At 70.8% G+C, this 24711-nt stretch carries 17 protein-coding genes; 11 read left to right on the plus strand and 6 right to left on the minus strand.

What is annotated here, in order from left to right; all coding sequences use genetic code 11:
• The first annotated feature begins 78 nt into the window (after positions 1 to 78).
• Together guaB and ACFY0U_RS24285 are read left to right on the plus strand one after the other, a co-directional pair.
• Positions 79 to 1584 carry an IMP dehydrogenase gene (gene guaB, locus ACFY0U_RS24280; RefSeq protein ID WP_388639066.1) on the plus strand — a complete coding sequence of 502 codons (1506 nt, stop codon included), beginning with the start codon at positions 79 to 81 and terminating at the stop codon, positions 1582 to 1584.
• A 105-nt stretch (positions 1585 to 1689) separates the two neighbouring features.
• The gene (locus ACFY0U_RS24285) at positions 1690 to 2814 is read left to right on the plus strand and encodes a GuaB3 family IMP dehydrogenase-related protein (protein WP_388639068.1); all 1125 of its coding nucleotides are present in this window, start codon (positions 1690 to 1692) and stop codon (positions 2812 to 2814) included.
• 67 nt (positions 2815 to 2881) lie between these two features.
• Here ACFY0U_RS24285 and ACFY0U_RS24290 read toward each other — a convergent pair whose 3' ends face one another.
• From ACFY0U_RS24290 to ACFY0U_RS24300, 3 genes are all read right to left on the minus strand, one after another.
• Positions 2882 to 3145, minus strand: coding sequence for a hypothetical protein (locus ACFY0U_RS24290; RefSeq protein WP_388639070.1), 264 nt, complete (start codon positions 3143 to 3145; stop codon positions 2882 to 2884).
• 2 nt (positions 3146 to 3147) lie between these two features.
• Positions 3148 to 3639: a hypothetical protein gene (locus ACFY0U_RS24295; protein WP_388639072.1), complete on the minus strand. Its 492-nt coding sequence runs from the start codon at positions 3637 to 3639 to the stop codon at positions 3148 to 3150.
• A gap of 134 nt (positions 3640 to 3773) precedes the next feature.
• Positions 3774 to 4985 carry a nucleotide sugar dehydrogenase gene (locus ACFY0U_RS24300; RefSeq protein ID WP_388639074.1) on the minus strand — a complete coding sequence of 404 codons (1212 nt, stop codon included), beginning with the start codon at positions 4983 to 4985 and terminating at the stop codon, positions 3774 to 3776.
• A 296-nt stretch (positions 4986 to 5281) separates the two neighbouring features.
• Between ACFY0U_RS24300 and ACFY0U_RS24305 the strand changes: the two genes are divergently transcribed.
• Positions 5282 to 6988, plus strand: coding sequence for a glycerol-3-phosphate dehydrogenase/oxidase (locus ACFY0U_RS24305; RefSeq protein ID WP_388639076.1), 1707 nt, complete (start codon positions 5282 to 5284; stop codon positions 6986 to 6988).
• A 101-nt stretch (positions 6989 to 7089) separates the two neighbouring features.
• Here the strand turns inward: ACFY0U_RS24305 and ACFY0U_RS24310 are convergent, their stop codons facing one another.
• Complete coding sequence (locus tag ACFY0U_RS24310) at positions 7090 to 8133, minus strand: serine hydrolase domain-containing protein (RefSeq protein WP_388639611.1); 1044 nt, start codon at positions 8131 to 8133, stop codon at positions 7090 to 7092.
• 334 nt (positions 8134 to 8467) lie between these two features.
• Between ACFY0U_RS24310 and ACFY0U_RS24315 the strand changes: the two genes are divergently transcribed.
• The 3 genes from ACFY0U_RS24315 to ACFY0U_RS24325 all read left to right on the plus strand — a co-directional run bounded on the left by ACFY0U_RS24315 (position 8468) and on the right by ACFY0U_RS24325 (position 15182).
• The gene (locus ACFY0U_RS24315) at positions 8468 to 10513 is read left to right on the plus strand and encodes a protein kinase (RefSeq protein ID WP_388639078.1); all 2046 of its coding nucleotides are present in this window, start codon (positions 8468 to 8470) and stop codon (positions 10511 to 10513) included.
• 163 nt (positions 10514 to 10676) lie between these two features.
• Positions 10677 to 13394 (plus strand): protein kinase, encoded by a 2718-nt coding sequence (locus ACFY0U_RS24320; RefSeq protein ID WP_388639080.1) that lies wholly within the window; start codon positions 10677 to 10679, stop codon positions 13392 to 13394.
• Positions 13395 to 13547: 153 nt separating this feature from the next.
• The gene (locus ACFY0U_RS24325; RefSeq protein ID WP_388639082.1) at positions 13548 to 15182 is read left to right on the plus strand and encodes a protein kinase; all 1635 of its coding nucleotides are present in this window, start codon (positions 13548 to 13550) and stop codon (positions 15180 to 15182) included.
• Positions 15183 to 15215: 33 nt separating this feature from the next.
• Here ACFY0U_RS24325 and ACFY0U_RS24330 read toward each other — a convergent pair whose 3' ends face one another.
• A complete protein-coding gene (locus ACFY0U_RS24330) occupies positions 15216 to 15629 on the minus strand; it encodes a hypothetical protein (protein WP_388639084.1) in 414 nt (137 codons plus the stop codon).
• 216 nt (positions 15630 to 15845) lie between these two features.
• On the opposite strand from ACFY0U_RS24330, the gene ACFY0U_RS24335 reads away from it, so the two are divergent.
• The 5 genes from ACFY0U_RS24335 (at position 15846) to ACFY0U_RS24355 (ending at position 23913) form a co-directional block, all read left to right on the plus strand.
• Positions 15846 to 16919 carry a serine/threonine-protein kinase gene (locus tag ACFY0U_RS24335; protein WP_388639086.1) on the plus strand — a complete coding sequence of 358 codons (1074 nt, stop codon included), beginning with the start codon at positions 15846 to 15848 and terminating at the stop codon, positions 16917 to 16919.
• 81 nt (positions 16920 to 17000) lie between these two features.
• Positions 17001 to 18659 (plus strand): serine/threonine-protein kinase, encoded by a 1659-nt coding sequence (locus ACFY0U_RS24340; protein ID WP_388639088.1) that lies wholly within the window; start codon positions 17001 to 17003, stop codon positions 18657 to 18659.
• Positions 18660 to 18701: 42 nt separating this feature from the next.
• Entirely contained in the window at positions 18702 to 20348 is a 1647-nt protein-coding gene (locus ACFY0U_RS24345) for a protein kinase (RefSeq protein ID WP_388639090.1), read from the plus strand.
• Positions 20349 to 20485: 137 nt separating this feature from the next.
• Positions 20486 to 22096 (plus strand): succinic semialdehyde dehydrogenase, encoded by a 1611-nt coding sequence (locus ACFY0U_RS24350; RefSeq protein ID WP_388639092.1) that lies wholly within the window; start codon positions 20486 to 20488, stop codon positions 22094 to 22096.
• Between the two features lie 38 nt (positions 22097 to 22134).
• The gene (locus ACFY0U_RS24355; RefSeq protein WP_388639094.1) at positions 22135 to 23913 is read left to right on the plus strand and encodes a GMC family oxidoreductase N-terminal domain-containing protein; all 1779 of its coding nucleotides are present in this window, start codon (positions 22135 to 22137) and stop codon (positions 23911 to 23913) included.
• 69 nt (positions 23914 to 23982) lie between these two features.
• On the opposite strand, the gene ACFY0U_RS24360 is transcribed toward ACFY0U_RS24355, so the two are convergent.
• Positions 23983 to 24621 (minus strand): hypothetical protein, encoded by a 639-nt coding sequence (locus ACFY0U_RS24360; RefSeq protein WP_388639095.1) that lies wholly within the window; start codon positions 24619 to 24621, stop codon positions 23983 to 23985.
• Positions 24622 to 24711: the final 90 nt, after the last annotated feature.

Here is a 24711-nt window from a genome sequence, read left to right on the forward strand (position 1 = left end):
CGGAACCGTGGAATTCGGGACCCTTCCTTCCCGTTAGCATGGACATCCGCACCGATCAAGGCCATTGGGGAAGGTGTCATGACTGCAAACGTCGACGGAGTGCCTGACAAATTCGCGACACTCGGGCTGACCTACGACGACGTGCTGCTGCTGCCGGGCGCGTCGGACATGGCGCCCGACGAGATCGACACCGCCTCGTACGTCTCCAAGAACGTGCGGGTGAACATCCCGCTGCTGTCCGCCGCCATGGACAAGGTCACCGAGTCGCGTATGGCGATCGCGATGGCCCGTCAGGGCGGCGTCGGTGTTCTGCACCGCAATCTCTCCATCGAGGACCAGGCCAACCAGGTCGACCTGGTGAAGCGCTCCGAGTCCGGCATGGTGGCCGACCCGATCACCGTGCACCCGGACGCCACGCTCGCCGAGGCCGACGCGCTGTGCGCCAAGTTCCGCATCAGCGGCGTCCCGGTCACCGACCCGGGCAAGAAGCTCCTCGGCATCGTCACCAACCGAGACATGGCCTTCGAGAGCGACCGCTCCCGCCGGGTCCGCGAGGTCATGACGCCGATGCCGCTGGTCACCGGCAAGGTCGGCATCTCCGGTGTCGAGGCCATGGAGCTGCTGCGCAAGCACAAGATCGAGAAGCTGCCGCTGGTCGACGACGCGGGTGTCCTCAAGGGCCTCATCACCGTCAAGGACTTCGTCAAGGCGGAGAAGTACCCCAACGCGGCCAAGGACGGCGAGGGCCGGCTGCTCGTCGGTGCCGCGGTCGGCGTGGCCGGTGACGCCTTCGAGCGCGCCCAGGCGCTCATCGAGGTCGGCGTCGACTTCATCGTCGTCGACACCGCGCACGGCCACTCCCGGCTGGTCGGCGACATGGTCGCCAAGATCAAGTCGAACTCCTCCGGCGTCGACGTCATCGGCGGCAACATCGCCACCCGTGACGGCGCCCAGGCGCTCATCGACTCCGGCGTGGACGGCATCAAGGTCGGTGTCGGACCCGGCTCCATCTGTACGACCCGTGTCGTCGCCGGCATCGGCGTCCCGCAGGTCACCGCGATCTACGAGGCCTCGCTGGCCGCCAAGGAGGCCGGCATCCCGGTCATCGGCGACGGTGGCCTCCAGTACTCCGGTGACATCGCCAAGGCCCTGGTCGCGGGTGCCGACACCGTGATGCTGGGCTCGCTGCTCGCGGGCTGCGAGGAGTCCCCGGGCGAGCTCCTCTTCATCAACGGCAAGCAGTTCAAGTCGTACCGCGGCATGGGCTCGCTCGGCGCCATGCAGACCCGCGGCGAGCGCAAGTCCTTCTCCAAGGACCGCTACTTCCAGGAGGGCGTCGCCTCCGACGAGCAGCTGGTCCCCGAGGGCATCGAGGGCCAGGTGCCCTACCGCGGCCCGCTGCACTCGGTCGTCCACCAGCTGGTCGGCGGACTGCGCCAGTCGATGTTCTACGTCGGCGGCCGCACGGTGCCGGACCTCCAGGCCAACGGCCGCTTCGTACGGATCACGTCGGCGGGTCTGAAGGAGTCGCACCCGCACGACATCCAGATGACGGTCGAGGCGCCGAACTACAGCCGTAAGTAGCCACCAGATCGCTCAAGGGCGGCTCCGGAGCATCCGGGGCCGCCCTTGCCGTACCCGTCGGGGATACTGGGAGGCGCTGCAACGCATCAGGGAAAGGCCACACACGTGACTGAGATCGAGATCGGGCGCGGCAAGCGCGGCCGCCGGGCGTACGCCTTCGACGACATCGCCGTCGTCCCGAGCCGTCGTACGCGCGACCCGAAGGAGGTCTCGATCGCCTGGCAGATCGACGCCTACCGCTTCGAGCTGCCGTTCCTGGCCGCCCCCATGGACTCGGTCGTCTCCCCGGCCACCGCGATCCGCATCGGCGAGCTCGGCGGCCTCGGCGTGCTCAACCTCGAGGGCCTGTGGACGCGCTACGAGGACCCGCAGCCGCTGCTCGACGAGATCGTCGGCCTCGACTCGGAGACGGCGACCCGGCGCCTCCAGGAGATCTACTCCGCCCCCATCAAGGAGGAGCTGATCGGCGCGCGCATCAAGGAGGTGCGCGACTCGGGCGTGGTCACCGCGGCCGCGCTCTCCCCGCAGCGCACGGCGCAGTTCTCCAAGGCCGTCGTCGACGCGGGCGTGGACATCTTCGTCATTCGCGGTACGACGGTGTCGGCCGAGCACGTGTCGGGTTCGCACGAGCCGCTGAACCTGAAGCAGTTCATCTACGAGCTCGACGTCCCGGTGATCGTGGGCGGCTGCGCCACGTACACCGCCGCCCTGCACCTCATGCGCACCGGCGCCGCGGGCGTCCTGGTCGGCTTCGGCGGCGGCGCGGCGCACACCACGCGCAATGTGCTGGGCATCCAGGTCCCGATGGCGACGGCGGTGGCCGACGTGGCGGCTGCCCGCCGTGACTACATGGACGAGTCCGGCGGCCGGTACGTGCACGTCATCGCGGACGGTGGCGTGGGCTGGTCAGGCGACCTCCCCAAGGCCATCGCCTGCGGCGCGGACGCCGTGATGATGGGCTCCCCGCTCGCCCGCGCCACGGACGCGCCCGGCAAGGGCCACCACTGGGGCATGGAGGCCGTCAACGAGGAGCTCCCGCGCGGCAAGAAGGTCGACCTCGGCACGGTCGGCACGGTCGAGGAGGTGCTGACCGGTCCGTCGCACACTCCCGACGGCTCCATGAACCTCTTTGGCGCGCTCAAGCGGGCCATGGCCACGACCGGGTACAGCGAGCTGAAGGAGTTCCAGCGCGTCGAGGTGACGGTGGCGGACTCGCAGCACAAGCGGTAGATCGTACGACGTCGAAGGGCCCGTCCACCGGGGAGGTGGGCGGGCCCTTCGACGTGCTGTCGCGGCTTCAGAGCCAGGCCTTCAGGAAGGCGGCCATCAGCAGGACGATGCCGCCGGCGAAGATACGGGCGCCCCGTATGCGGAATTGGCGGGCCGTCCACACCGTGTCGAGCGGGCGGAAGTCGCCCGTGGCGGCGGCTCTCAGCTCGGTGTTGATCCTGGCGCGCTCCGCCCAGACGTCGGCCGCCCCGCGCACGTCGAACGCCAGGCGGCCGCCCCATCCGGTGGCCGCGAGACCGACCAGCAGGAGAACCACGGGTACGGGCACCATGCTCAGGCCACGGCCTTCTTGGCGCCCGAGAACGCGGCGAAGGCGCCGATGGCGAGGAACAGGAAGCTCATCGCGTCGAACGACTCCTTCCAGATCGTGACGACCAGGTCGGAGTACTCGGTGAGCACGTCGGTGAGGGTGACACTGGCCTCGGTGGCGTCCATGATCAACGCGACCCCGAACAGCTGACCAAGGCAGACCGCGACGAGCGACAGCACGCCGCTCACGATCGGCAGGATCGGGTTCGCGCCGCCGCCCTTGCCCGCGGCGAAGCCGATGGCGAGGCCGACGCCGATCGCGGCGTAGCCGATCTCGCGCTCGGTGGCCTTGAGGATGTAGCCGTAGAGGCCCGCGGTGACCAGGGCCACGACGACGGCGGCGACCACGCCGAGGGCGAGGTTGTCGCGGGCCGGGGCGGCGGGCGGCACCGGGGCCGGCTGCTGGGCGAACGGATTGCCGTCGGTGGGCTGCTGCGGCGGGGTTGGCTGGGTCATGACAGAGATCCCCCCATGGGACTGTCGGGCGAGCGGAGCGGGGTGTGCGCACGAGTGTGCGACGAGGCTCGCCTGCCGGGCGAGTCGCCGAAGAGTAGCAGGCACTCCACCCGGCGCCACCAGCCAATTTCCCCTCAGAGCCGGTGCGCCGCCCCCGTCGGCGTGGCCCCGCGCGTGTCCAGCAGCAGCTGGGCCTTCACCGACAGGCCCTGGAGGTCGTACGTCCGGTGCTGCTGGAGCAGGATCGTCAGGTCCGCGTCGGCGGCGGCCTCGTAGAGGGAGTCCGCGCGGGGGACCGGGCGGTCCAGGACGTTCCAGGAGGGGACGTGGGGGTCGTGGTAGCTGACCGCGGCGCCGAGTTCCATCAGGCGGATCGCGATCTCGCGTGCGGGGGTGGCCTGTTGGTCGGCGAGGTCGGGTTTGTAGGTGACGCCCAGCAGGAGGACGCGGGCGCCGCGCGCCGACTTGCCGTGCTCGTTGAGGAGGGCGGCGGCGCGCTGGACGACGTAACGCGGCATCTGGCTGTTGACCTGCTGGGCGAGTTCCACCATGCGGAGCGTGCGGCCGGCGGGGGCGGCGGTCAGGTCCTGGGGGACCGCGTGGCCGCCGACGCCGGGGCCGGGGCGGAAGGAGTGGAAGCCGAAGGGCTTGGTCTCCGCGCAGCGGACGACGTCCCACAGGTCGACGCCCAGGTCGTGGCAGAGGACGGCCATCTCGTTGACGAGGGCGATGTTGACGTGGCGGAAGTTGGTCTCCAGGAGCTGGACGGTCTCCGCTTCCCGTGGGCCACGCGCGCGTACCACCTTGTCGGTGAGACGGGAGTAGAACGCGGCGGCTGATTCCGTGCAGGCGGGGGTCAGGCCACCGATGACCTTCGGGGTGTTGGCGGGGGTGAAGTCGCGGTTGCCGGGGTCGACGCGGCTGGGGGAGTAGGCGAGGTGGAAGTCGCGGCCCGCGCGGAGGCCGGAGCCCTCTTCGAGGAGGGGGCGCAGAAGGTCCTCGGTGGTGCCCGGGGGGACCGGGGACTCCAGGATGACCGTGGTGTGCGGGCGCAGCTGGGCGGCCAGGGTGCGGGCCGCGGACTCCACCTGGGTGAGGTCGAGGCCGCCGTCCGCCCCGCGCGGGGTGGGCGCGCAGATGACCGCGGTGCGCACCCGGCCGAGTTCGGCGGGGGAGGTGGTCGGCCGGAAGCCCCCCGAGAGCATCCGGCGCAGTTCGGCGGGGCTGAGGGAGCCGGACTCGGGCCCGGTGCGGTAACCGAGCGTGGGGATGCCGGCGGCGACGGCGGCCTGGGCCAGGGGCAGTCCGTAGGGGCCGAGTCCGATGACGGCGAGATCTGCGGGCATGGCGTTGGACCGTCCTTCCCAGTAGCCGAAGCGGGACAGGTGCGCAAGCCCTGTGGACTGGACGAGCGAGCGCAATGTCAGACTAAGAGTAAATCTGACCGAAATACGAGATTGATTCCCTGTGTCTTCCCGCGGGGGTTCCTCAAGCTTTGGCCCATGACTTGTGGAAGTTGTCCACAGGCTGGGGGTGACTGGTGGCTGAAGTCGGGCAAGGCGGTCAGAATTTGGGCATGAGGGATACGGACCGGGTCACTCCTCACGGATGAGTCCGGTGTGACCGACAGCGGGAGGCAGCGGTGAGGACAGCGACACTGGGGCCGGCACAGCGAGCCGAGGCACTCGCGTCCATGGCCGAGCGCGAGCTGGACCTACTGGTGGTGGGCGCCGGCGTGGTCGGTGCCGGGACCGCCCTCGACGCGGTGACGCGGGGACTGTCCGTCGGCCTGGTGGAGGCGCGTGACTGGGCGTCGGGCACCTCCAGCCGGTCGAGCAAGCTCATCCACGGCGGTCTGCGCTATCTGGAGATGCTCGACTTCGCCCTCGTCCGGGAGGCGTTGAAGGAGCGCGGGCTGCTGCTGGAACGGCTAGCTCCGCATCTCGTGAAGCCGGTGCCGTTCCTGTATCCGCTTCAGCACAAGGGCTGGGAGCGGCTGTACGCCGGGTCCGGCGTCGCGCTCTACGACACCATGTCGATGGCCCGCGGGCATGGCCGGGGCCTGCCGATGCACCGTCATCTGAGCCGCCGTCACGCGCTGCGCATCGCGCCCGCCTTGAAGAAGGACGCCCTGGTCGGTGCCCTCCAGTACTACGACGCCCAGATGGACGACGCCCGCTTCGTGGCCACCCTGGTGCGTACGGCGGCGGCGTACGGCGCGCAGGTCGCCAACCGCGCCCGGGTGACCGGCTTCCTCCGCGAGGGCGAACGCGTCGTCGGCGCCCGCGTGCAGGACGTCGAGGCGGGCGGGGAGTACGAGGTCCGCGCCAAGCAGATCGTCAACGCCACGGGCGTGTGGACCGACGACACGCAGGCCATGGTGGGCGAGCGGGGACAGTTCCACGTACGGGCCTCCAAGGGCATCCACCTCGTCGTGCCCAAGGACCGCATCCACGCGACGACCGGGCTGATCCTGCGTACCGAGAAGTCCGTGCTGTTCGTCATCCCGTGGGGCCGGCACTGGATCATCGGCACCACCGACACGGACTGGGACCTCGACAAGGCACACCCCGCCGCGTCCAGCGCGGACATCGACTACCTGCTGGAACACGTGAACTCGGTGCTCGCCGTGCCGCTCACGCGCGACGACGTCGAGGGCGTGTACGCCGGTCTGCGGCCGTTGCTGGCCGGGGAGTCGGACGCGACCAGCAAGCTGTCCCGCGAGCACACCGTGGCGCATCCCGTGCCGGGGCTCGTGGTCGTGGCGGGCGGCAAGTACACGACGTACCGGGTCATGGCCAAGGACGCCGTGGACGAGGCCGTGCACGCGCTCGATCTGCGGGTCGCCGAGTGCGTCACCGAGGACGTGCCGCTGCTGGGCGCCGAGGGATACCGGGCGCTGTGGAACGCGCGAGCGCGGATCGCCGCCCGGACGGGGCTGCACGTGGTGCGGGTGGAGCATCTGCTGAACCGATTCGGCTCACTGGCGGAGGAGGTCCTGGACCTCATCGCGGCGGACGCCTCGCTCGGGGAGCCGTTGCAGGCGGCCGACGACTATCTGCGCGCCGAGGTCGTGTACGCCGCCTCGCACGAGGGGGCGCGGCATCTGGACGACGTGCTGACCCGGCGGACGCGGATCTCCATCGAGACCTTCGACCGGGGGACGCTGAGTGCGCGGGAGGCCGCCGAGTTGATGGCGCCGGTGCTGGGCTGGGACAAGGACCACATCGAGCGGGAGATCCAGCACTACGAGAAGCGGGTGGAGGCGGAGCGGGAGTCGCAGCGCCAGCCCGACGACCTGACGGCCGACGCGGCTCGGTTGGGGGCGCCGGACATCGTGCCGCTGTAGGGCTCCCGCGCGGCTTTGCATTCCGGTTCGCCTTGGATCCCGGCTCGACGTCACTCGAACGAGTGTCGTGAGCCGGGATCTTCGTTCGGCACCCGCTCGTTCTACGAGGTGCGGGGGCAGAACTCGGCGGCGAGCAGGGCCGGTTCGAGGTCGGGGTCTGCGATCGCGGTCGTGTTCACACGGAAGGTGAGGACGCGACGGCCGTCGACGGTGGCCGCGGTGCGCACATAACTGCCGGCGATCCGGCCGTTGTGCCCCCACACCGTGGTGCCGCACGGCAGCTTCACCGGGAACAGCCCCATGCCGTACAGGCCTTGTGCGGTGCGGGTGTCGCGCATCTCGCGCAGCCAGTGCGGGGGCAGCAGTTCACCGCCGAGCAGCGCCGCGTAGAAGCGGTCCAGGTCGGCGAGCGTGGTCACCAGCTCGCCGGCGGCCCCGGCGACCCGCGGATCCAGATCGGTGACATCGGATCCGTCGGTGTCGTAGGCGCGGCCGTGCGGGGCGGGCAGGGAGGTACGTGATCCAGGGAAGGAGGTGTTCGTCAGACCCAGCGGAGCGATGACGCGGCGCTCGGCCTCGGCGGCGTAGGAGTGGCCGGTGACCTGTTCGACGACCATGCCGAGTACGACGTAGTCGGTGTTGGAGTAGGCGTAGCGGCCCGGGGCGGTCGGCGGGTGGGTGAGGGCGATCCGTACGGCTTGAAGAGGGGAGAGGGGGACCGCGCCCCGGGTGTCCGTGGTGAAGTCGTTCAGGCCGCTGGTGTGGGTGAGCAGTGCGCGCAGGGTGATCGTGCGGCCGTCGTTGCCGGCTCCGCGGACCAGGCCTGGCAGATGCCGCTCCACGGTGTCGGACAGGGACAGCCGGTGTTCTTCGGCCAGTTGGAGGACGACCGTCGCGAGGAAGGTCTTGGTGAGGCTGCCGGCGCGGAAGTGGTCGGCGCGGGCGATGCCCTGTCCCGCCTCGGCGTAGCGGGTGCCGGTCTCCTCGCGGGCCAGCAGGACGGCGGCGGGGGCTCGGCCCTCGCTGACCAGCAGCGGGAGGATCGTGTCCGTCGGGGGTGTCGCGGGCGCGGAGGAGGCGGCCGGGGCCAGGGCGAGGAGCGCGAGGGACACAGGTACGGCCAGTAGTGTCCGGAGCGGCGGCATCGTGGTCCCTCCCTGGTCGCGGGTCGTCATGGTGACTCATCCGGCGGGGCTTCTTGTGCGGCGGGGTTCCTGTGGAGCGGCCCTTCCTGTGCGGCCCATCATGCAGGGTGGCGGAATCTGGTCTTCCGGTGGCCTTCGGGCGGGGCGGGATTCGTGGCGCGGGGCGTGAGGTCGTCACCCTGGTGTGAGGGTCCGTGGCGCGCCGTGTTCATGGGGGTGCGGGGGTTCGGTCCTCGCGACGGGCGGCTGGTCCCCAGGGGCACCCTGGGCGTCGGGCACTTGTCGGGTGAGGGACAATGGAGGCTCTGTCAGGGCGGGTTGTATGAGGGGACGCATGTCGGAGGCGGAGCGGGCGGGAGCATCCCGTCAGGACAAGAGCGAACGTCTCCTCGCCGGGCGGTACCGGTTGGGAGCAGTGCTCGGCCGCGGCGGCATGGGCACGGTGTGGCGTGCCGAGGACGAGACCCTGGGTCGGATCGTCGCGGTGAAGGAGCTGAGGTTCCCCTCCAACATCGACGAGGAGGAGAAGCGGCGGCTGATCACGCGGACGTTGCGTGAGGCCAAGGCGATCGCGCGGATCCGGAACACCAGCGCGGTGACTGTCTTCGACGTGGTCGAGGAGGACGACCGGCCGTGGATCGTGATGGAGCTCGTCGAGGGCAAGTCGCTCGCCGAGGCCATCCGCGAGGACGGTCTGCTGGAGCCGAAGCGCGCGGCGGAGGTCGGGCTCGCGGTGCTCGACGTGCTGCGTTCGGCACACCGTGAGGGCATCCTGCACCGCGATGTGAAGCCGTCCAACGTGCTGATCTCCGAGGACGGCCGGGTCGTGCTCACCGACTTCGGCATCGCCCAGGTGGAGGGCGACCCGTCCATCACCTCGACCGGCATGCTGGTCGGCGCCCCTTCCTACATCTCCCCGGAGCGTGCCCGAGGGCACAAGCCGGGACCGGCCGCCGACCTGTGGTCGCTGGGCGGGCTGCTGTACGCGGCGGTCGAGGGCGTGCCGCCGTACGACAAGGGCTCGGCGATCGCCACGCTGACCGCGGTGATGACCGAGCCGATGGAGGAGCCGAAGAACGCGGGTCCGCTGAAGGACGTCATCTACGGGCTGCTCACCAAGGATCCCGAGAAGCGGCTCGACGACGCCGGTGCGCGCGTGATGCTCAACGCGGTGATCCACGCGCCCGAGCCCAAGGACGAGCCGGCGCCGGACGCGACGAAGGTCGTGCCGTTGCCTCCGCAGCCCGACCGGGGTGAGGGCGGGGAGCGGTTGCGCGGGGCGTTCCGTTCCGTGCGGAAGGCGGCTGTGGCCGCGGGGGCGGCCGGTACGGCGGCTGCGGCCCGGGGCAAGTCCGGGAGCGGGACGGGTACTTCGGGCACGTCCGGTTCGTCGGGTTCGTCGAGTGGTGCCGCGGCTTCGGGGCCGGGTGCCGCGAAGCCGGCTTCGTCCGGGACGGCTGTCTCGGGTTCGGGCAGTGTGGGTGTCTCCGGTGCCGGTGCCGGCACCGGTGCCGCCGGGGCTGGTGCGGGCTCGGGAGCCGGGGACAACGCGGCTGGTGGCGGGCGGAGTTCGGGGTGGCCCGTGATGACGCCGCCGGCGGATCTGCCGCCGCGGCCCGTGCCGAGGGCGCCGCTCACCGATGTGGTGCCGAAGCGGACGCTGGTGATCATCGCGGTGGTCGTGGTGCTCGCCCTGGTCGCGGTCGTGCTGGCCGTCGCGTTCAGCGGTGACGACGACTCCTCCAAGGACTCGGCGGGCGGCGGCGCCAAGGCGTCCTCCAGCGCGAGCGCGAGTGCCTCCACCAAGGAGGACGAGAGCGGCGGCGCCCAGACGGACGGACGGGCGACCGAGTCCGCGGGGTCCGGAGCGGGGGCGGAGAAGACGCCGAGCAACAGCCCCACCGCGACCGGCGGCAGCGAGGACGGCGGTTCCACCGAGGGCGACAGCACGGCGAAGTCGACGTACAAGGGCGGTCAGGGGTACGCGATCGGGCTGCCCGAGGGGTGGAAGTTCCAGACGTCGAGCTCGGCGGGGGATCGTTTCACCGGCCCTGACGGGCAGAAGCTGCTGGTGGCCTGGACGTCCACGCCGAAGGGCGACCCGGTGGCGGACTGGAAGAGCCAGGAGCAGTACATGACGCGTTCCCAGTACGACCGGGTCCGAATAGAGAAGGTGAGCTACCGGGGCTGGCTCGCGGCCGACTGGGAGTTCACCTATGCCGAGGGCGGGACGAAGTACCGGACGATCGACCGGGGGTTCGTCGTCAACGGCCAACTCGGATATGCGCTGATGTACACGGCGAAAGCCGCCAATTGGGGCACTGAACTGCGCAAGGACACGTGGCAGACCCTCGCCGAGACATTCGAACCGAAATCGTGAAGTGACCCGACCCGCGTTTGAGGCGTGAGATCTGGCATCCCCTCTTTGCGGGTTGCCTCCGGCACGTATCGTGAAGGCTTGCGGACCGTACGCATCCAGGTATGGGCGGAACGGCACGCGGGGCGAACGGAATTGACCGATCCGGAGTGCCGGGGGAGGCAACGTGGACGACTATGCGGGACGGGTACTCGCCGACCGCTACCGCCTGCCGCTGCCGCCCTCCGACGAGTACGAACTGACCGAGAGCCGGGCCTTCGACACCTACAGCGGTCAGGAAGTCCTCGTCCGGCAGGTGCCGTTGCCCGAGGTCGTCGAGGCGGAGGTGCTCGACGCGGAGGGACTGCCCGACGGTTTCACCGCAAGGGCCCCCAGGGACCGGGGAGTTCGGCGGTCCGCGGCGCGTACGAGTACACGGCGGCCCACCGACCCGGCCGTGCGACGGGCCGTCGAGGCCGCGCAGGCCGCCGCTTCGATACCGGACCACCCCCGGCTCGACCAGGTCTTCGACGTGTTCGCCGAGGGCGGGTCGCTGTGGATAGTGAGCGAGTTGGTGGCCGCGCGGCCGCTGGCGGCACTGCTGGCGGAGAAGCCGCTGACGCCGTACCGGGCGGCCGAGGTCGCCTCCGACGTCCTCATGGCCCTGCGGGTGCTGCACGCGCACGGCTGGGTGCACCGGAACATCACCGCCCGCACGGTCCTCGTCTGCGACGACGGCCGTGTGATGCTGACCGGCCTCGCGGTCGGGGCGGCGGAGGAGGCGCTGTGCGGGTACGACCCGGTGCCGGCCGAGGAGGGCGCCGGGGAGTTCGGTGACCGGCGCGGGACGGGTGTCCCGGGGACGTTCGCCGGGCCGGGCGGTGCGGGCGGTGCGGGCGGTCCAAGTGGCCCGACGGGTGTCGGCGGACGTGGTCCGGGCGGTGCCGGCGGAGCGACCGCTCTCGGCGGTGCCGCCGCCCAGACGAGTGCCGTCGACCCCGAGGCCGCGCGGCGGGCCGCCATCGAGGCGCGGGAGGCCGGTGGGCTGCCGGGGCTCGGCGGGGACACGACGAACGGTGCGAGTGCGTCGGCCGCGATCGAGCGCAGGGCCGTGGAGACCGGCGGGGATGTGCGGGCCGCGCGGGCCGGGGCGATCGCCGCGTATCGCGCGGGCGCCCGGGCCGCCGCCCGGGTCCAGGAGGCCCAGCAGAACGGACGCGCGGCGCTGCCCGGAGCCCGGCCGGCGCCCGAGGGGCCGACACCGCCGTACGACTCGGGCAGCGGTGGGCTTCAGGCGCCGTACTCCATGGGCAACGGCGTCGAGCTTCCACCGGGCGGCCAAGGCCAGTCGGGGTACGGCCCCGGCGTCTCCCTCCCGCCGGGTTCCGCTCCCCTCGGTGATGTGGTGCAGCCCGGCCGTGGCGACCACTCCCGTTCCGGTGGCTCGCACCCGGGGCAGATAGCCGATCCGTACGGTGTGCGGGCCGACTGGCAGGGGGCCGTGCCGCGTGCCGGGGTCGGGGGGACGGCGCTGCCGGCGGTGGGGCAGGAACGTGGCGCCGCGCTTCCGCCCGCAGGGGCCAACCCCGCGCCCGCCCCCGGACGTTGGGACGAGCTCGCCGCCGCGGCCCCCGCTCCCCGCGGTCCCGCCACCGCGCTCGCCGCCGAGCGGGCGCGGCAGGCCAGGATGGCCGTGGTCGGACCGGTGACCGAGCGGTGGGCACCGGAGCAGGCCGGGCCGGTGCATGAGAACTGGCAGTTGGCCGCGCCGATCGGGCCCGCCACCGACCTGTGGGCGCTGGGCGCGCTGCTCTTCAGGGCCGTACAGGGACACGCGCCCTACCCGGAGGAGTCGACGGCCGAGCTGGTGCAGCTGGTGTGCGCCGAGCCGCCCGCCTTCGCCGAGGAGTGCGGGCCGCTGCGGCCGGTCGTGGAGTCGCTGCTGCGCCAGGACCCCACCGAGCGGCTGGACTTCGAGGAGTTGCGGGGCTGGCTGCGGTCGCTGGTGCGGTCCGCGCCCGAGCCCGAGGCCGGCGCGTATGTCGTCGCCGCGCCGCCCCTGGACGCCACGCGGCTGCCCGTCGTACGGCGGCGGGGCGAGCTGGTGCGCCGACGGCGCGCCGGGCTGCCCGCGACCAGTGCGCACGGACGGCACAAGCGGGACAAGCAGGCACGGCAGGCCAGGCAGGAGGTGGCGCGTTCGCCGCGCCGGCTCGGTCGTACCTTGCTTCTGCTGGTGCTGCTGCTGATGGCCGCGGCGATCGCGTACGCCGTGCTGTTCATGCCCAAGTCCACCGAGGACTCGACGGACGGCGCGGGCGGCACCGACCGGACCGGTTCCGCCGGCGAGGTCAGCGAGGCGCCCGCCAGCAGTGAGCCGCGGCCCGACCAGAACTCCCCGAAGGCCAGTCCCTCCGAGTCCGTGGAGTCCCAGACCACCAGCCCGGACGTCGCCGACGGCTTCACCCTGCGCACGGACTCCGCGGGCTTCCGTGTCGCCGTCGCGAGCGGCTGGGAGCACACCCCGCAGAACGGCCGCGGTCAGGTCGTGTACACGCACGGGGACTTCGACCTGATCGTCGTACCCGGAAGGGACAGCGCCGACGAGTACGGCGAGGACCCCATGGCGTACCAGCGCGAGGACGAGCGCGAGCTTCAGCCGTACCGCGACTCCAGCTGGGCCAGCGCGAGCGGGCTGAAGACGATCCAGGTGGGTGGGCGGACCATGGCCGAGGGGCAGTTCACCTGGACCGACGACGCGGGGCGCGAGCTGTTCGTACGCAATCTCGCGATGCTCGTCGACGGGAAGTACCACGTGGTGCAGGTGCGCGGCCCTGAGGCCGAGCGGGACGAGGTGACGCGGCTGTTCGAGCAGGCGGCCGCGACCTACGAGGTCACCGGCTGAGCGGCGCCCCGTCACATCGGGTGACGGTTGCCTCCGGCTGCCGAAAGCGACAACTGTCACAACCGCGAAACCTTGGCACCCTCGTGGTTCCCCGCACCCGGGCCGGTCCCTAATCTGACTCTGTCAAGAGCATTGCGGGGCAACGTGAATCAGATGCAGGGCCTGCTCCTCGCGGGCCGCTACCGGCTCGCCGACACCATCGGCAGCGGCGGTATGGGGCGTGTATGGCGTGCCCATGATGAGGTGCTGCACCGGGCCGTCGCCATCAAGGAACTGACCGCCGCGCTCTACGTCTCCGAGAGCGACCAGGAGCGGCTGCTCGCCCGCACCCGTGCCGAGGCCCGCGCGGCCGCCCGGATCAACCACTCCGCCGTCGTCACCGTGCACGACGTGCTGGACCACGATGCCCGCCCGTGGATCGTGATGGAGCTGATCGAGGGCCGCTCGCTGGCCGACGCGGTCAAGGAGCAGGGGCGTATCGATCCTGCCGAGACCGCGCGGATCGGGCTGTGGGTGCTGCGTGCCCTGCGTGCCGCGCACTCCGCCGGGGTGCTGCACCGCGATGTGAAGCCCGGCAATGTCCTGATCTCCCATGACGGCCGGGTGCTCCTGACCGACTTCGGTATCGCGCAGATCGAGGGCGACAACACGATCACCCGTACCGGGGAGGTCGTCGGCTCGGTCGACTACCTCGCCCCCGAGCGGGTCCGCGGCCATGACCCGGGCCCCGCCTCCGATCTGTGGGCGCTGGGTGCGACGCTCTACACGGCCGTGGAGGGCAGGTCCCCGTTCCGCCGCACCTCGCCGCTGGGCACGATGCAGGCGGTCGTCGAGGAGCAGCCCGCCGAGCCCGTCAACGCCGGTGCGCTGGGGCCCGTCCTCGCCGCGCTGCTGCGCAAGGATCCGGCCGAGCGGCCGAGCGCCGCGGAGGCCGAGCTGATGCTCGCCGAGGCGGCGGAGGGACGGTCGTCGGCCGCGGCACAGGCGTATGTGTCCACGGGGCATGTGCGGTACGAGCCGTCGCACACGGCGGGGGCCGGTACTCATCCGCAGACGGCCGCCGCCACGCCGTATCCGCCGGTGACGATCGGTGCCCCGGCCCCTCCGGCCCCGCGCAAGCGGCACCGCGTGCCTACGTTCGCCCTCGTCGTGGCCCTCGCGGCGATCGTCGGCGGGGGCGTGGCGGTGGCGTTGCAGCAGTTCGGTACGGGGGGCTCCGGCGATTCCGGCTCTGCCTCGTCGTCTCCGAGCGCGAGTGCGAGTGCCAGTCCCAGTGCCAGTGCCACGCCGAGTGGCGAGGGCGGTCAGGGGGTGGTTCCCGCCGGTTGGGAGCGGCGCCAGGACCCGGTGGGCTTCAGCATCTCCCTGCCCAAGGGGTGGACGCGGACCGTCTCCATCGACCAGGACGGGCTTCAGCAGGTCGACTACTCGCCCGACAACGGCAAGCACCTCGTGCGGGTGGCCGTCGACACCGCGCCGGACTTCAGCACGTCGTACGAGCACATGCGCAACCTGGAGGAGCGGATCTCAGGGCTTCAGGCGTACGAGCGGCTGAGCCTCAAGCAGGAGCTCTTCCGCGACCTGCCGGGCGTCCGCTGGGAGTACACCTGGAACGCGCTGGCCAAGGACTCGCCGCACTACTTTCCGGGGCCCTATCGCGCGATCGACGTCGGGTACATGAATGGCGAAGGCATCGAATACGCCATTTACGCGGCCTCGCCGGCCGGTGACTGGGCCACTACGAAAAAGCAGTTCGACTGGATCCTGCGGGGATTTCAGGAGGGCTGACAGAACTCCGGTATTTCCCCGCCGAGCGGGAAATCAGGCGTAGTCCGTGCAGGAACGGACAATCGTCCCGCCTTCCATGACCGCCACCTGAACGCCGATGTAGTCGAGGTCATCACCCGTGGGTGCCGCGTACGTGGTGAAGGGGAGGGTCGCTCCGTTGCCGTCGTATTCGTGGCGCCAGGACCACTCCGTGACCCATCCGGTGCCGCCGTCTATGGAAACGAACCGAATGGCCGCGTGGTGGCCGTCGGCAGCGGTGTCCTTGACCCAACCGCTGATGTCCACGTAATTGTCCGACCAGTTGGTGAAGGTCATGCTTCCCGAGGCGCCCGTCACCGAGCACGCGGCTCCACCGCTGGCCGCGCTGGCATTGGTCACGGTGGCCGTGGCGAATATCGCCACCGTCGCGACACCCGTGACGGAAAGGCGCTTCAAAGTGTTTCCCATAAGGGAACGATAAGGCTTCCATGATTCACAAGGACAGCATGATTCCGGCCACCCGATTTACCTTTTATGGGGTGTATGGCGTGGCGATTTGTCATGGTGTGCAGCCATCCTCGGGACCGGCCATGGCTGAAAATGATCAAGGCGGGACGGGCCGGCGGCGCACTTGGCCGGTCAGCGCCCCGGAAGGCGGGCGTCCGGCGCGGCATCATGGGGCGCATGGGGACCCCGGGAGACAACTTCCGTGTCATAGCGGGCCGTTATCGCCTGGAGGTGCGGCTCGGGCAGGGTGGGATGGGGGTCGTGTGGCGGGCGACCGATCTGTTGCTCGGGCGGCGGGTGGCGGTCAAGGAACTGCCTCTCGACGAGACGCTGTCCGAGGCCGAGGCGCGGTGGCGGCGGGACCGTACGCTGCGGGAGGCGCGTGCCGTCGCGCAGTTGAGGCATCCGCACATCATCGTCGTGCACGACGTCGTGGAGCATGACGAACGGCCGTATCTCGTCATGGAGTTGATCGAGGGGGGTTCCCTCGCCGACCGGATCGCCGGGCACGGTCCGGTGGTGCCCGCCGAGGCCGCCCGGATCGGCGTCGATCTGCTCGGCGCGTTGCGCGCGGCGCACGAGGCCGGGGTCCTGCACCGGGACATCAAGCCGGCCAATGTGCTGATGGAGGCCGGTACCGGCCGGGTCGTCCTCACCGACTTCGGTGTCGCACAGGTCGTCGGCGCCACCACGCTCACCGAGACCGGGTCCTTCGTCGGCTCGCCCGAGTACACCGCCCCGGAGCGGATGACCGGGCTGCGGACCGGACCCGCCTCCGACCTGTGGTCGCTGGGTGCGCTCCTGTGCACGGCCCTGAGCGGTGAATCGCCGTTCCGCCGCGACTCGTTGAGCGGCATCCTGCACGCGGTCCTCACGGCTGAGATACGGCCGCCCGCGCAGGCCGCGCCGATCCTGCCCGTCGTACGGGGACTGCTGGAGCGCGATCCGGAGCGGCGGCTGGACGCGGTGGCGGCCGAGCGCATGCTGCGGGCCTTCCTGGAGACGGGGCAGCTGCCCGCCCCGGAGAGGCGTTCCCCGCGCGGTGTGCTGACGGCGGTGCTGCTGGTCGCCGCGATGGCGGGGGCGGGGGTGTCGGGGGCGGCGCTGATCATGCATCAGGGGGAGGGCGGGGGCGGGCCGTCGCCGTCACCCACGTCCGTCAGCAGCTCGGCGAGTGTCACGCCGTCCGTGACGAAACCTTCCTCCACGGCGCCCGTGAGTCCACAAGGAGCTCACATAAAAGGGAGATAAGCGACCTCCTGAGTCACGGGTCTGTGACCGCGGCGCCTTCTGAGTGGATCCGGACGCCGCTGGCGCGATATGAACGGACCCATGAGCAGCAACGGGGGAGCCCCTTACGGGTCCGACGAGCCGACGAGTTTTGGTCTGCAACCGCCGAACCCGCCCGCGGCCGTGCCGCACCCGGACAACCCGTACGCGACGCCGACCCAGGTCGTACCGCACCAGGCGACGTCCGCCGCGCCCGAGCAGGAGCCGGGAACGGGCCGGTTGATCGCGGGTCGTTACCGTCTGCTCGCCAAGCTCGGGCACGGTGGCATGGGGACGGTCTGGCGCGCGCAGGACGAGACGGTGGACCGCGAGGTGGCCGTCAAGGAGCCCCGCGTCCCCGATCATCTTCCCGACCGCGAACGTGCCAACGCGTTCGAGCGCATGCGCCGCGAGGCGCGCGCCGCGGCCCGGCTCGACCATCCCGCTGTCGTGAACGTGCATGACGTCGCCGTCGTCGACGGCCAGCCGTGGATCGTCATGGAGCTGGTGCGGGGCCGTTCGCTGGGCGACGCCCTCCAGGAGGGCACCCTCGGGGCGAGGGAAGCGGCGAGAATCGGCCTCGAAGTGCTCGGCGCGCTGGAGGCCGCACACGCGGCGGGCATCCTGCACCGGGACGTCAAGCCGGACAACGTGCTGCTCGGCCGCCATGACCGGGTCGTCCTCACGGACTTCGGCATCGCCCAGATCGAGGGCGAGACCAACCTGACCGACACGGGCGGCTTCGTCGGCTCGCCCGAGTACATCGCGCCGGAGCGGGTGCTGGGGCAGCGGCCGGGCCCGGCGTCGGACCTGTGGTCGCTCGGTGTCGTCCTGTACGCGGCCACCGAGGGCGTCTCGCCGTTCCGCCGCAGCAACACGCCTGCCACGCTCCAGTCGGTCCTCAACGCCACGCCCGCCGCCCCGGCCTCCGCCTCCGGTCCGCTGGCCGACGTCATCACCGGCCTCCTCCAGAAGGACCCCGCCCGTCGCCCGAGCGCGGCCCAGGTGCGGGCACTGCTGGAGACGGCCGCCAACCCGCCCGCTCCGGCGGCGACACAGGTCGTGCGGTTCGCCGAGGGCCCCCAGGAGAGCAAGGGCGGCATCAGGCTGGGCCGCAAGACCCTGATCGGCCTCGGCGCGGCGGTCGTCGCGGCGGCGGTGGCGGCGGGTCTGGTGATCGCGGACCCGTTCGCGGGGCCGTTGCCGGACGGCTGGACGACGAAGAAGGTGAAGGACGTCGCCGCGACGCTGGCGGTGCCCACGGAGTACCAGGAGGGCCTGCCCGACCGGAAGTCGGACGAGGGCCACTGGGTGACGTACACCGACTGGAGCGGCAGCATCTCGATCGGGCTGAGGCTCGACAAGAAGGCCGAGGACTCGGGCAACAGCATCGCCGGCTTGGCGGCCGCCGAGATGTACGAGGACGACAAGAAGTTCAAGGAGTACGGCGAGTACGACGTCGGCATGCCGGAGAACCCGGATACGGACACCGACGACGGAGCCACGTACCAGGGGAAGTCGGCCGCCAAGAACACGATCACCTACACGACCGACGACAGTCAGAACCCGCGCCCCCGCGAGATGCAGATCTTCTACTACAAGACCTCCAAGGGGGACATGTACAAGCTCACCGTCAGCTATCCGGGCAAGGGTGACTTCAAGGAGCGCGGGCAAGAGGTGGCGAGGGTGGCGATCGAGAACCTGGACGTCGATCAGCTCTGACCCGCGTCGACAAGCGACGGCCCCACAAGGTACTGATGGGGCATGAGCAACGACCGGGGCGGCACCAGCCCGAAGGGCCGACTGATAGGCGGCCGTTACCGTCTGGCCGAGCGCATCGGGTCGGGTGGCATGGGCACCGTCTGGCGGGCGCACGACGAGCTGGTGGACCGCGAAGTCGCCGTGAAACAGCCGAGGTTGCCCGGTGACCCGGAGGACGAGGCCCATCAGCGGGCCTCTCACCGGCTCTACCGGGAGGCCCGTGCCGCCGCCCGGGTCGACCATCCCGCCGCCGTCTCCATCCATGACGTGGTCGTCGAGGACGGACTGCCCTGGATCGTCATGGAGTTGGTGCGCGGGGAGTCCCTGCACGAGGTGCTCCGGCGCGGCCCGGTCGACCCGGCCGAGACCGCCCGGATCGGCCTGGCCGTCCTCGGCGCCCTGCGCGCCGCGCACTCCGTCGGGATCGTGCACCGCGATGTGAAGCCCGCCAACGTGCTGCTCGGCCCGCACGGCCGGGTCGTCCTCACCGACTTCGGCATCGCCCATGTCCAGGGCGAGGAATCCCTCACCGTCAGCGGCGAGTTCGTCGGCTCCATCGACTTCGTCGCCCCGGAGCGGATGTCCGGGCGGGGCGCGGGCCCGCCCTCCGACCTGTGGTCCCTGGGCGTCCTGCTCTACGCCGCCGTGGAGGGCGAACCGCCTTTCCGGCGTACGACGTTGGAGTCCACCCTCGCCGCGATCCTCTCCTTCGACCCGCCCGAGCCCAAGCAGGCCGGCCCCCTGGGCCCCCTGATCACCGGGCTGCTGGGCAAGGACCCCGAGCTTCGGCCGGACGCCGAGGAGGCCGCCAAGATCCTGGAGGCGGCGGCGGAAGGCTGGCCGGTGCCGCCGCTGCCCGCCACACCCTCGCCCCAAGTGCCGGACCGAATACGGGAGTTGGGCGAGGACTCCGGAACCGTACGGCTGCGGGGACCGGAACCCGAGCCCGTACCGAAGCCGGACGCCACCGCCGTACCGCAGCAGCCGGACACCACCGTCGTACCGACGACGTCACCGCCCAAGCCCCACCTCCTGCGCCGCCCCCTCCCGGCCGCCCTGCTCGGTGTCACCCTCGCCAGCGGCGCCTGGATCGGCGCGTCCTACCTCCTCGCCGACCCCGAACCCGAGACCTACGAGGTGGCCGAGCCGACGTACACCTCGGCCCCCCTCGCACCCGCCACCGACATCGCCGACGAGCCCTGGGAGAAGCACTCCGAGAAGGCCCTGAAGGCCACGCTCTCCGTCCCGAGCCGGTACGGGGAGACCCACCGGCAGGGCAGCGCCACCGACCAGCCCCGGATGGTGATCTACGGGGAGGGCGGCATCGACCTCCGCCTCAGCCTGTGGGACCAGGCGCCCACCACGCCCATGGGCCGGGCGGACCAGCAGAAGAAGTCCTGGGCGACCCATGAAGAGGCCGAGACCCGGCTCACGCAGACCAGCTTCGGGGGTGAGTACGCCGTCCAGGCCGACACCACCTACGACGACAAGGACGCCGACCCGACCCGGGTCATGCAGCTGTCCGTCATGACCGACGACGGCCGCCTCTACGAGCTCCGCGTCGACATGCCGAAGGGGACGGCGGCCGAGGAGGAGGGCATGGCGCTGTACAAGGCAGCCCGCGACCGGCTCGTGATCGAGAAAGAGTGAGCGGCTGGTGATCGACACCGAACAACGCGCTGATCAGCGGCTTTTCCGCCAGTGATCGCTGGCGCCATGTGAGTACTCCGTGAATCCCGATTACCGACGGGTACCCAAAGCCCCCGCTCCGGCATACCCTGCGCGTCATGACGGACTCGAAGGCTTCGGCTCAGGCCACCAACCCCCTCGCCCCCGCCCCTGAGGGCGCCCGGACCGCCGCCGACGTGGTCACCCCGGAGCTGGTCGCCCAGCTCACCAAGGGTGTGGTCGGCTCCGGTCGTACCGCCAACCACACGCCGTTCACCGGCGAGAAGCTGGCCGACCTGCCCGAGTCGACACCGCAGGACGTGGAGAAGGCCTACGCGGCGGCCCGCAAGGCACAGGCCGTGTGGGAGCGGACGCCCGTACGGCAGCGCGCGGCCGTGCTGCTGCGCTTCCACGACCTGGTGCTCGCCCGTCAGGCCGAGGTCCTCGACCTCATCCAGCTGGAGACCGGCAAGGCCCGTCTGCACGCCCACGAGGAGGTGCAGGCCGTCGCGGTCGCCGCCCGCCACTACGGCCGCAAGGCGCCCTCCTATCTGCGGCCCAAGCGGCACGCGGGCGCCATGCCGACCCTCACCAAGGTCACCGAGCTGCGCCACCCGCGCGGTGTGGTCGGCCAGATCGCCCCCTGGAACTACCCCCTGGAGCTGTCCGTCGGCGACGCGCTGCCGGCGTTCGTGGCGGGCAACGCCGTGGTGATGAAGCCGGACACGGAGACCTGCCTCACCGCGCTCTGGGCCCGTGACCTCCTCATCGAGGCCGGGCTGCCCGCCGACGTCTTCCAGGTCGTCCTCGGCGAGGGCCCCGTCGTCGGTCCCGAGGTCGTCCGGCACGCCGACTACGTCTCCTTCACCGGCTCCACCCGCACCGGCCGCGAGGTCGCCCAGGGCGCGGCCGCCCGCCTGGTCGGCGTCTCGCTCGAACTCGGCGGAAAGAACGCCATGTTGGTGCTTGAGGACGCCGACATCGAGAAGGCCGCCGCGGGCGCCGTCCGCGCCTGCTTCTCCTCCGCCGGTCAACTCTGCATCTCCATCGAGCGGTTGTACGTCCACGAGTCGGTCGCCGACGCCTTCCTGGAGCGCTTCGCCGCCCGCACCAAGGCCATGCGGCTCGGCAAGTCCCTCGCCTACGGCGCCGACATGGGCTCCCTCGTCGGCGAGCGCCAGCTGGAGACCGTCACCCGGCACGTGGAGGAGGCCGTCGAGAAGGGGGCCAAGGTCGTCGCCGGCGGGGTCGCCCGCCCGGACATCGGCCCGTACTTCTTCGAGCCGACGATCCTCGACGGTGTGACCGAGCCCATGGCGATCTGCGCGGAGGAGACCTTCGGCCCGGTCGTCTCCATCTACCGCTTCAAGACCGACGACGAGGCCGTCGCGCAGGCCAACTCCACGTCGTACGGCCTCAATTCCTCGGTCTGGACGAAGGACGCCAAGCGCGGCCGCGAGGTCGCCTCCCGGCTGCGCACCGGCACGGTCAACGTCAACGAGGGCTACGCGCCCGCCTACGGCAGCGTCCAGTCCCCGATGGGCGGCATGAAGGACTCCGGCCTCGGCCGCCGCCACGGCTCCGAGGGCATCCTCAAGTACACGGAGGCCCAGACGGTCGCCCAGCAGCGGCTGCTGCCGATGGCGCCGTCGCTGGGGATGAGCGACGAGGCGTACGCCCAGTTCATGAGCCGCAGCCTGCGCCTGATGAAGGCCTTCCGGTTCCGCTAGTACCGACCCGCACTGCACGCTCAAAGGAGAGAACGCACGTGCCTCAGGACGCTTACGACTACGACGTGATCGTCGTCGGATCCGGCTTCGGCGGATCCGTCACCGCCCTCCGCCTCACCGAAAAGGGCTACCGCGTAGGCGTCCTGGAGGCCGGCCGCCGCTTCACCCCGGGCACCCTCCCCAAGAACTCCTGGGACCTCAAGAACTACCTCTGGGCCCCCAGGCTCGGCATGTACGGGCTCCAGCGCATCCATCTGCTGGGCAACGTGATGGTTCTCGCGGGCGCGGGCGTCGGCGGTGGTTCCCTGAACTACGCCAACACGCTCTACGTACCGCCGAAGCCGTTCTTCGAGGACCCGCAGTGGCGTGACATCACCGACTGGGAAGAGGAGTTGAAGCCGTACTACGACCAGGCACAGCGCATGCTCGGCGTACGGCTCAACCCGACGATGACCCCCTCCGACGTCCATCTGAAGGCGGCGGCCCAGCGGATGGGCGTCGGAGACACCTTCCACATGGCGCCCGTCGGGGTGTTCTTCGGTGACGGCCAGGACGCCGAGGGCACGGGGAAGGCGAAACCCGGCGAGCGGGTCGCGGACCCGTACTTCGGGGGCGCCGGACCGGACCGCAAGGCCTGCACCGAGTGCGGCGAGTGCATGACCGGCTGTCGGCACGGGGCGAAGAACACCCTCAACGAGAACTACCTCTACCTCGCCGAGAAGGCGGGCGCGGTCGTGTTCCCCATGACGACGGTCGTCTCGGTCACGGACGACTCGCGGGGCGGGTACGCGATCGCCACCCTGCCGACGGACCAGCAGCGCAAGGCCAAGGGCCGGACCTTCACGGCCCGCCGTGTCGTCCTTGCCGCCGGCACCTACGGGACCCAGACCCTGCTGCACCGCATGAAGGCGGGCGGCCAACTCCCGCACATCTCACAGAGGTTGGGCGAGCTGACCCGTACCAACTCCGAGGCGCTGGTCGGCGCGCAGACCAGCGACCGGCGCTACCGCAAGGCGACCGGCGACAAGAAGGTCGACTTCACCCAGGGCGTCGCCATCACCTCGTCCATCCACCCGGACGCCAACACCCACATCGAGCCGGTCCGCTACGGCAAGGGCTCCAACTCGATGGGCGGCCTGTCCATCCTCCAGGTCCCGTACACCGAGGGCTCCTCGCGGGTCCTGGGCTGGGTGGCGAACGCGGCCCGGCACCCCCTGCTGGTGCTGCGCTCCCTCTCCAACCGGCGTTGGTCGGAGCGGACCATCATCGGCCTGGTGATGCAGTCGCTGGACAACTCCCTGACGACGTACCTGAAGCCGGACGGTGTGGGGAAGGGGCTTTTGACGGCTCGTCAGGGCCATGGCGCTCCCAACCCCAAGCAGATCAAGGCGGCTTCGGAGGGTGCGTCGGCCATCGCGGCGGAGATCAACGGCTTCGCGGGTTCGAACGTCGGCGAGTTGATGGGTACGCCCCTCACCGCCCACTTCCTCGGCGGCTGCCCCATCGGCGCCACCGCCGAGGACGGGGTGATCGACCCGTACCACCGCCTCTACGGCCACCCCGGCATCTCGGTCGTCGACGGCGCCGCGGTCTCGGCGAACCTCGGGGTGAACCCGTCCCTGACGATCACCGCACAGGCCGAACGGGCGATGTCGTACTGGCCCAACAAGGGCGAGGAGGACCCGCGTCCGGCGCAGGGAGCGGCGTACGAACGTCTGAAGCCGGTCGAGCCACAGGCACCGGCGGTCCCGGTGGAGGCGTTCGGGGCGCTGCGGCTGCCGTTCCTGGGGATACCGGCGGTGCCGCCGAAGAAGTAGCGCACACAGAGAGAAGGACCTGCATCCCCCTCCGAACGCAGGTCCTTCTCTCTGTCTTGCGGTTACGCCTTAGACGTTGGAACCCGCCCTACGACGGCGCACAGCGTAGATGGCACCCGCGCCGGCCATGACTGCCACACCGCTCATGAGACCGATGGTCGGCAGCGCGGAGTTGGCACCGGTGTCGGCGAGGTTTCCAGTGGTGGTGCTGCCACCCTGCGGCTTCTTGTCCGAGTCGCTGGGAGTGGCAATGCCCGGGTCGGTGTTGTCGGAGCCGGCCTTCAGGACCTCGAAGTCGTACTGGACCCACCCGCCGGCGATGCAGTCCTGGCCGTCAACGGTGTCGTGGTACGTGCCGGAACCGAAGGAGTAGGCGTCGTCCGCCGGAGCCTTCGCGTCGATGCTCACGCGCAAGTCGATTGACTCGCTCGCCTTCGCCTTCAGCTGCTCCGCGGTGAAGAATTCGTCGCCCGCGTAGCCGTCCTCATCGCGGATGTTGTCCCAGGAACCCGTGTCGGGGTTCTTGAACTCAAGGTCGACATACGGGCTGAGGAACTTCGCCGCATCGAGTTCGTAGTTCTCGATCTCGGCGTAGAACGTGACGCCGTTGAGGTCGGTCTTCGACTCGTTGGTCACGACAAGCTGGAAGTTGTGGAAGCCGTCGCCCGCGACGATCTTGCCGGGCAGCCCCGTGATGTCCGCGGACACCTTGCCCTCGCCGTAACCCTCGTCCAGATCCTCGCAGTACGGGGCGTCACCCGGGTCTTCGCTCGGCTCGGCAGACTCGGAGGGCTCGGG

Source organism: Streptomyces sp. NPDC001536, from assembly GCF_042894505.1.
Classification (GTDB): domain Bacteria; phylum Actinomycetota; class Actinomycetes; order Streptomycetales; family Streptomycetaceae; genus Streptomyces.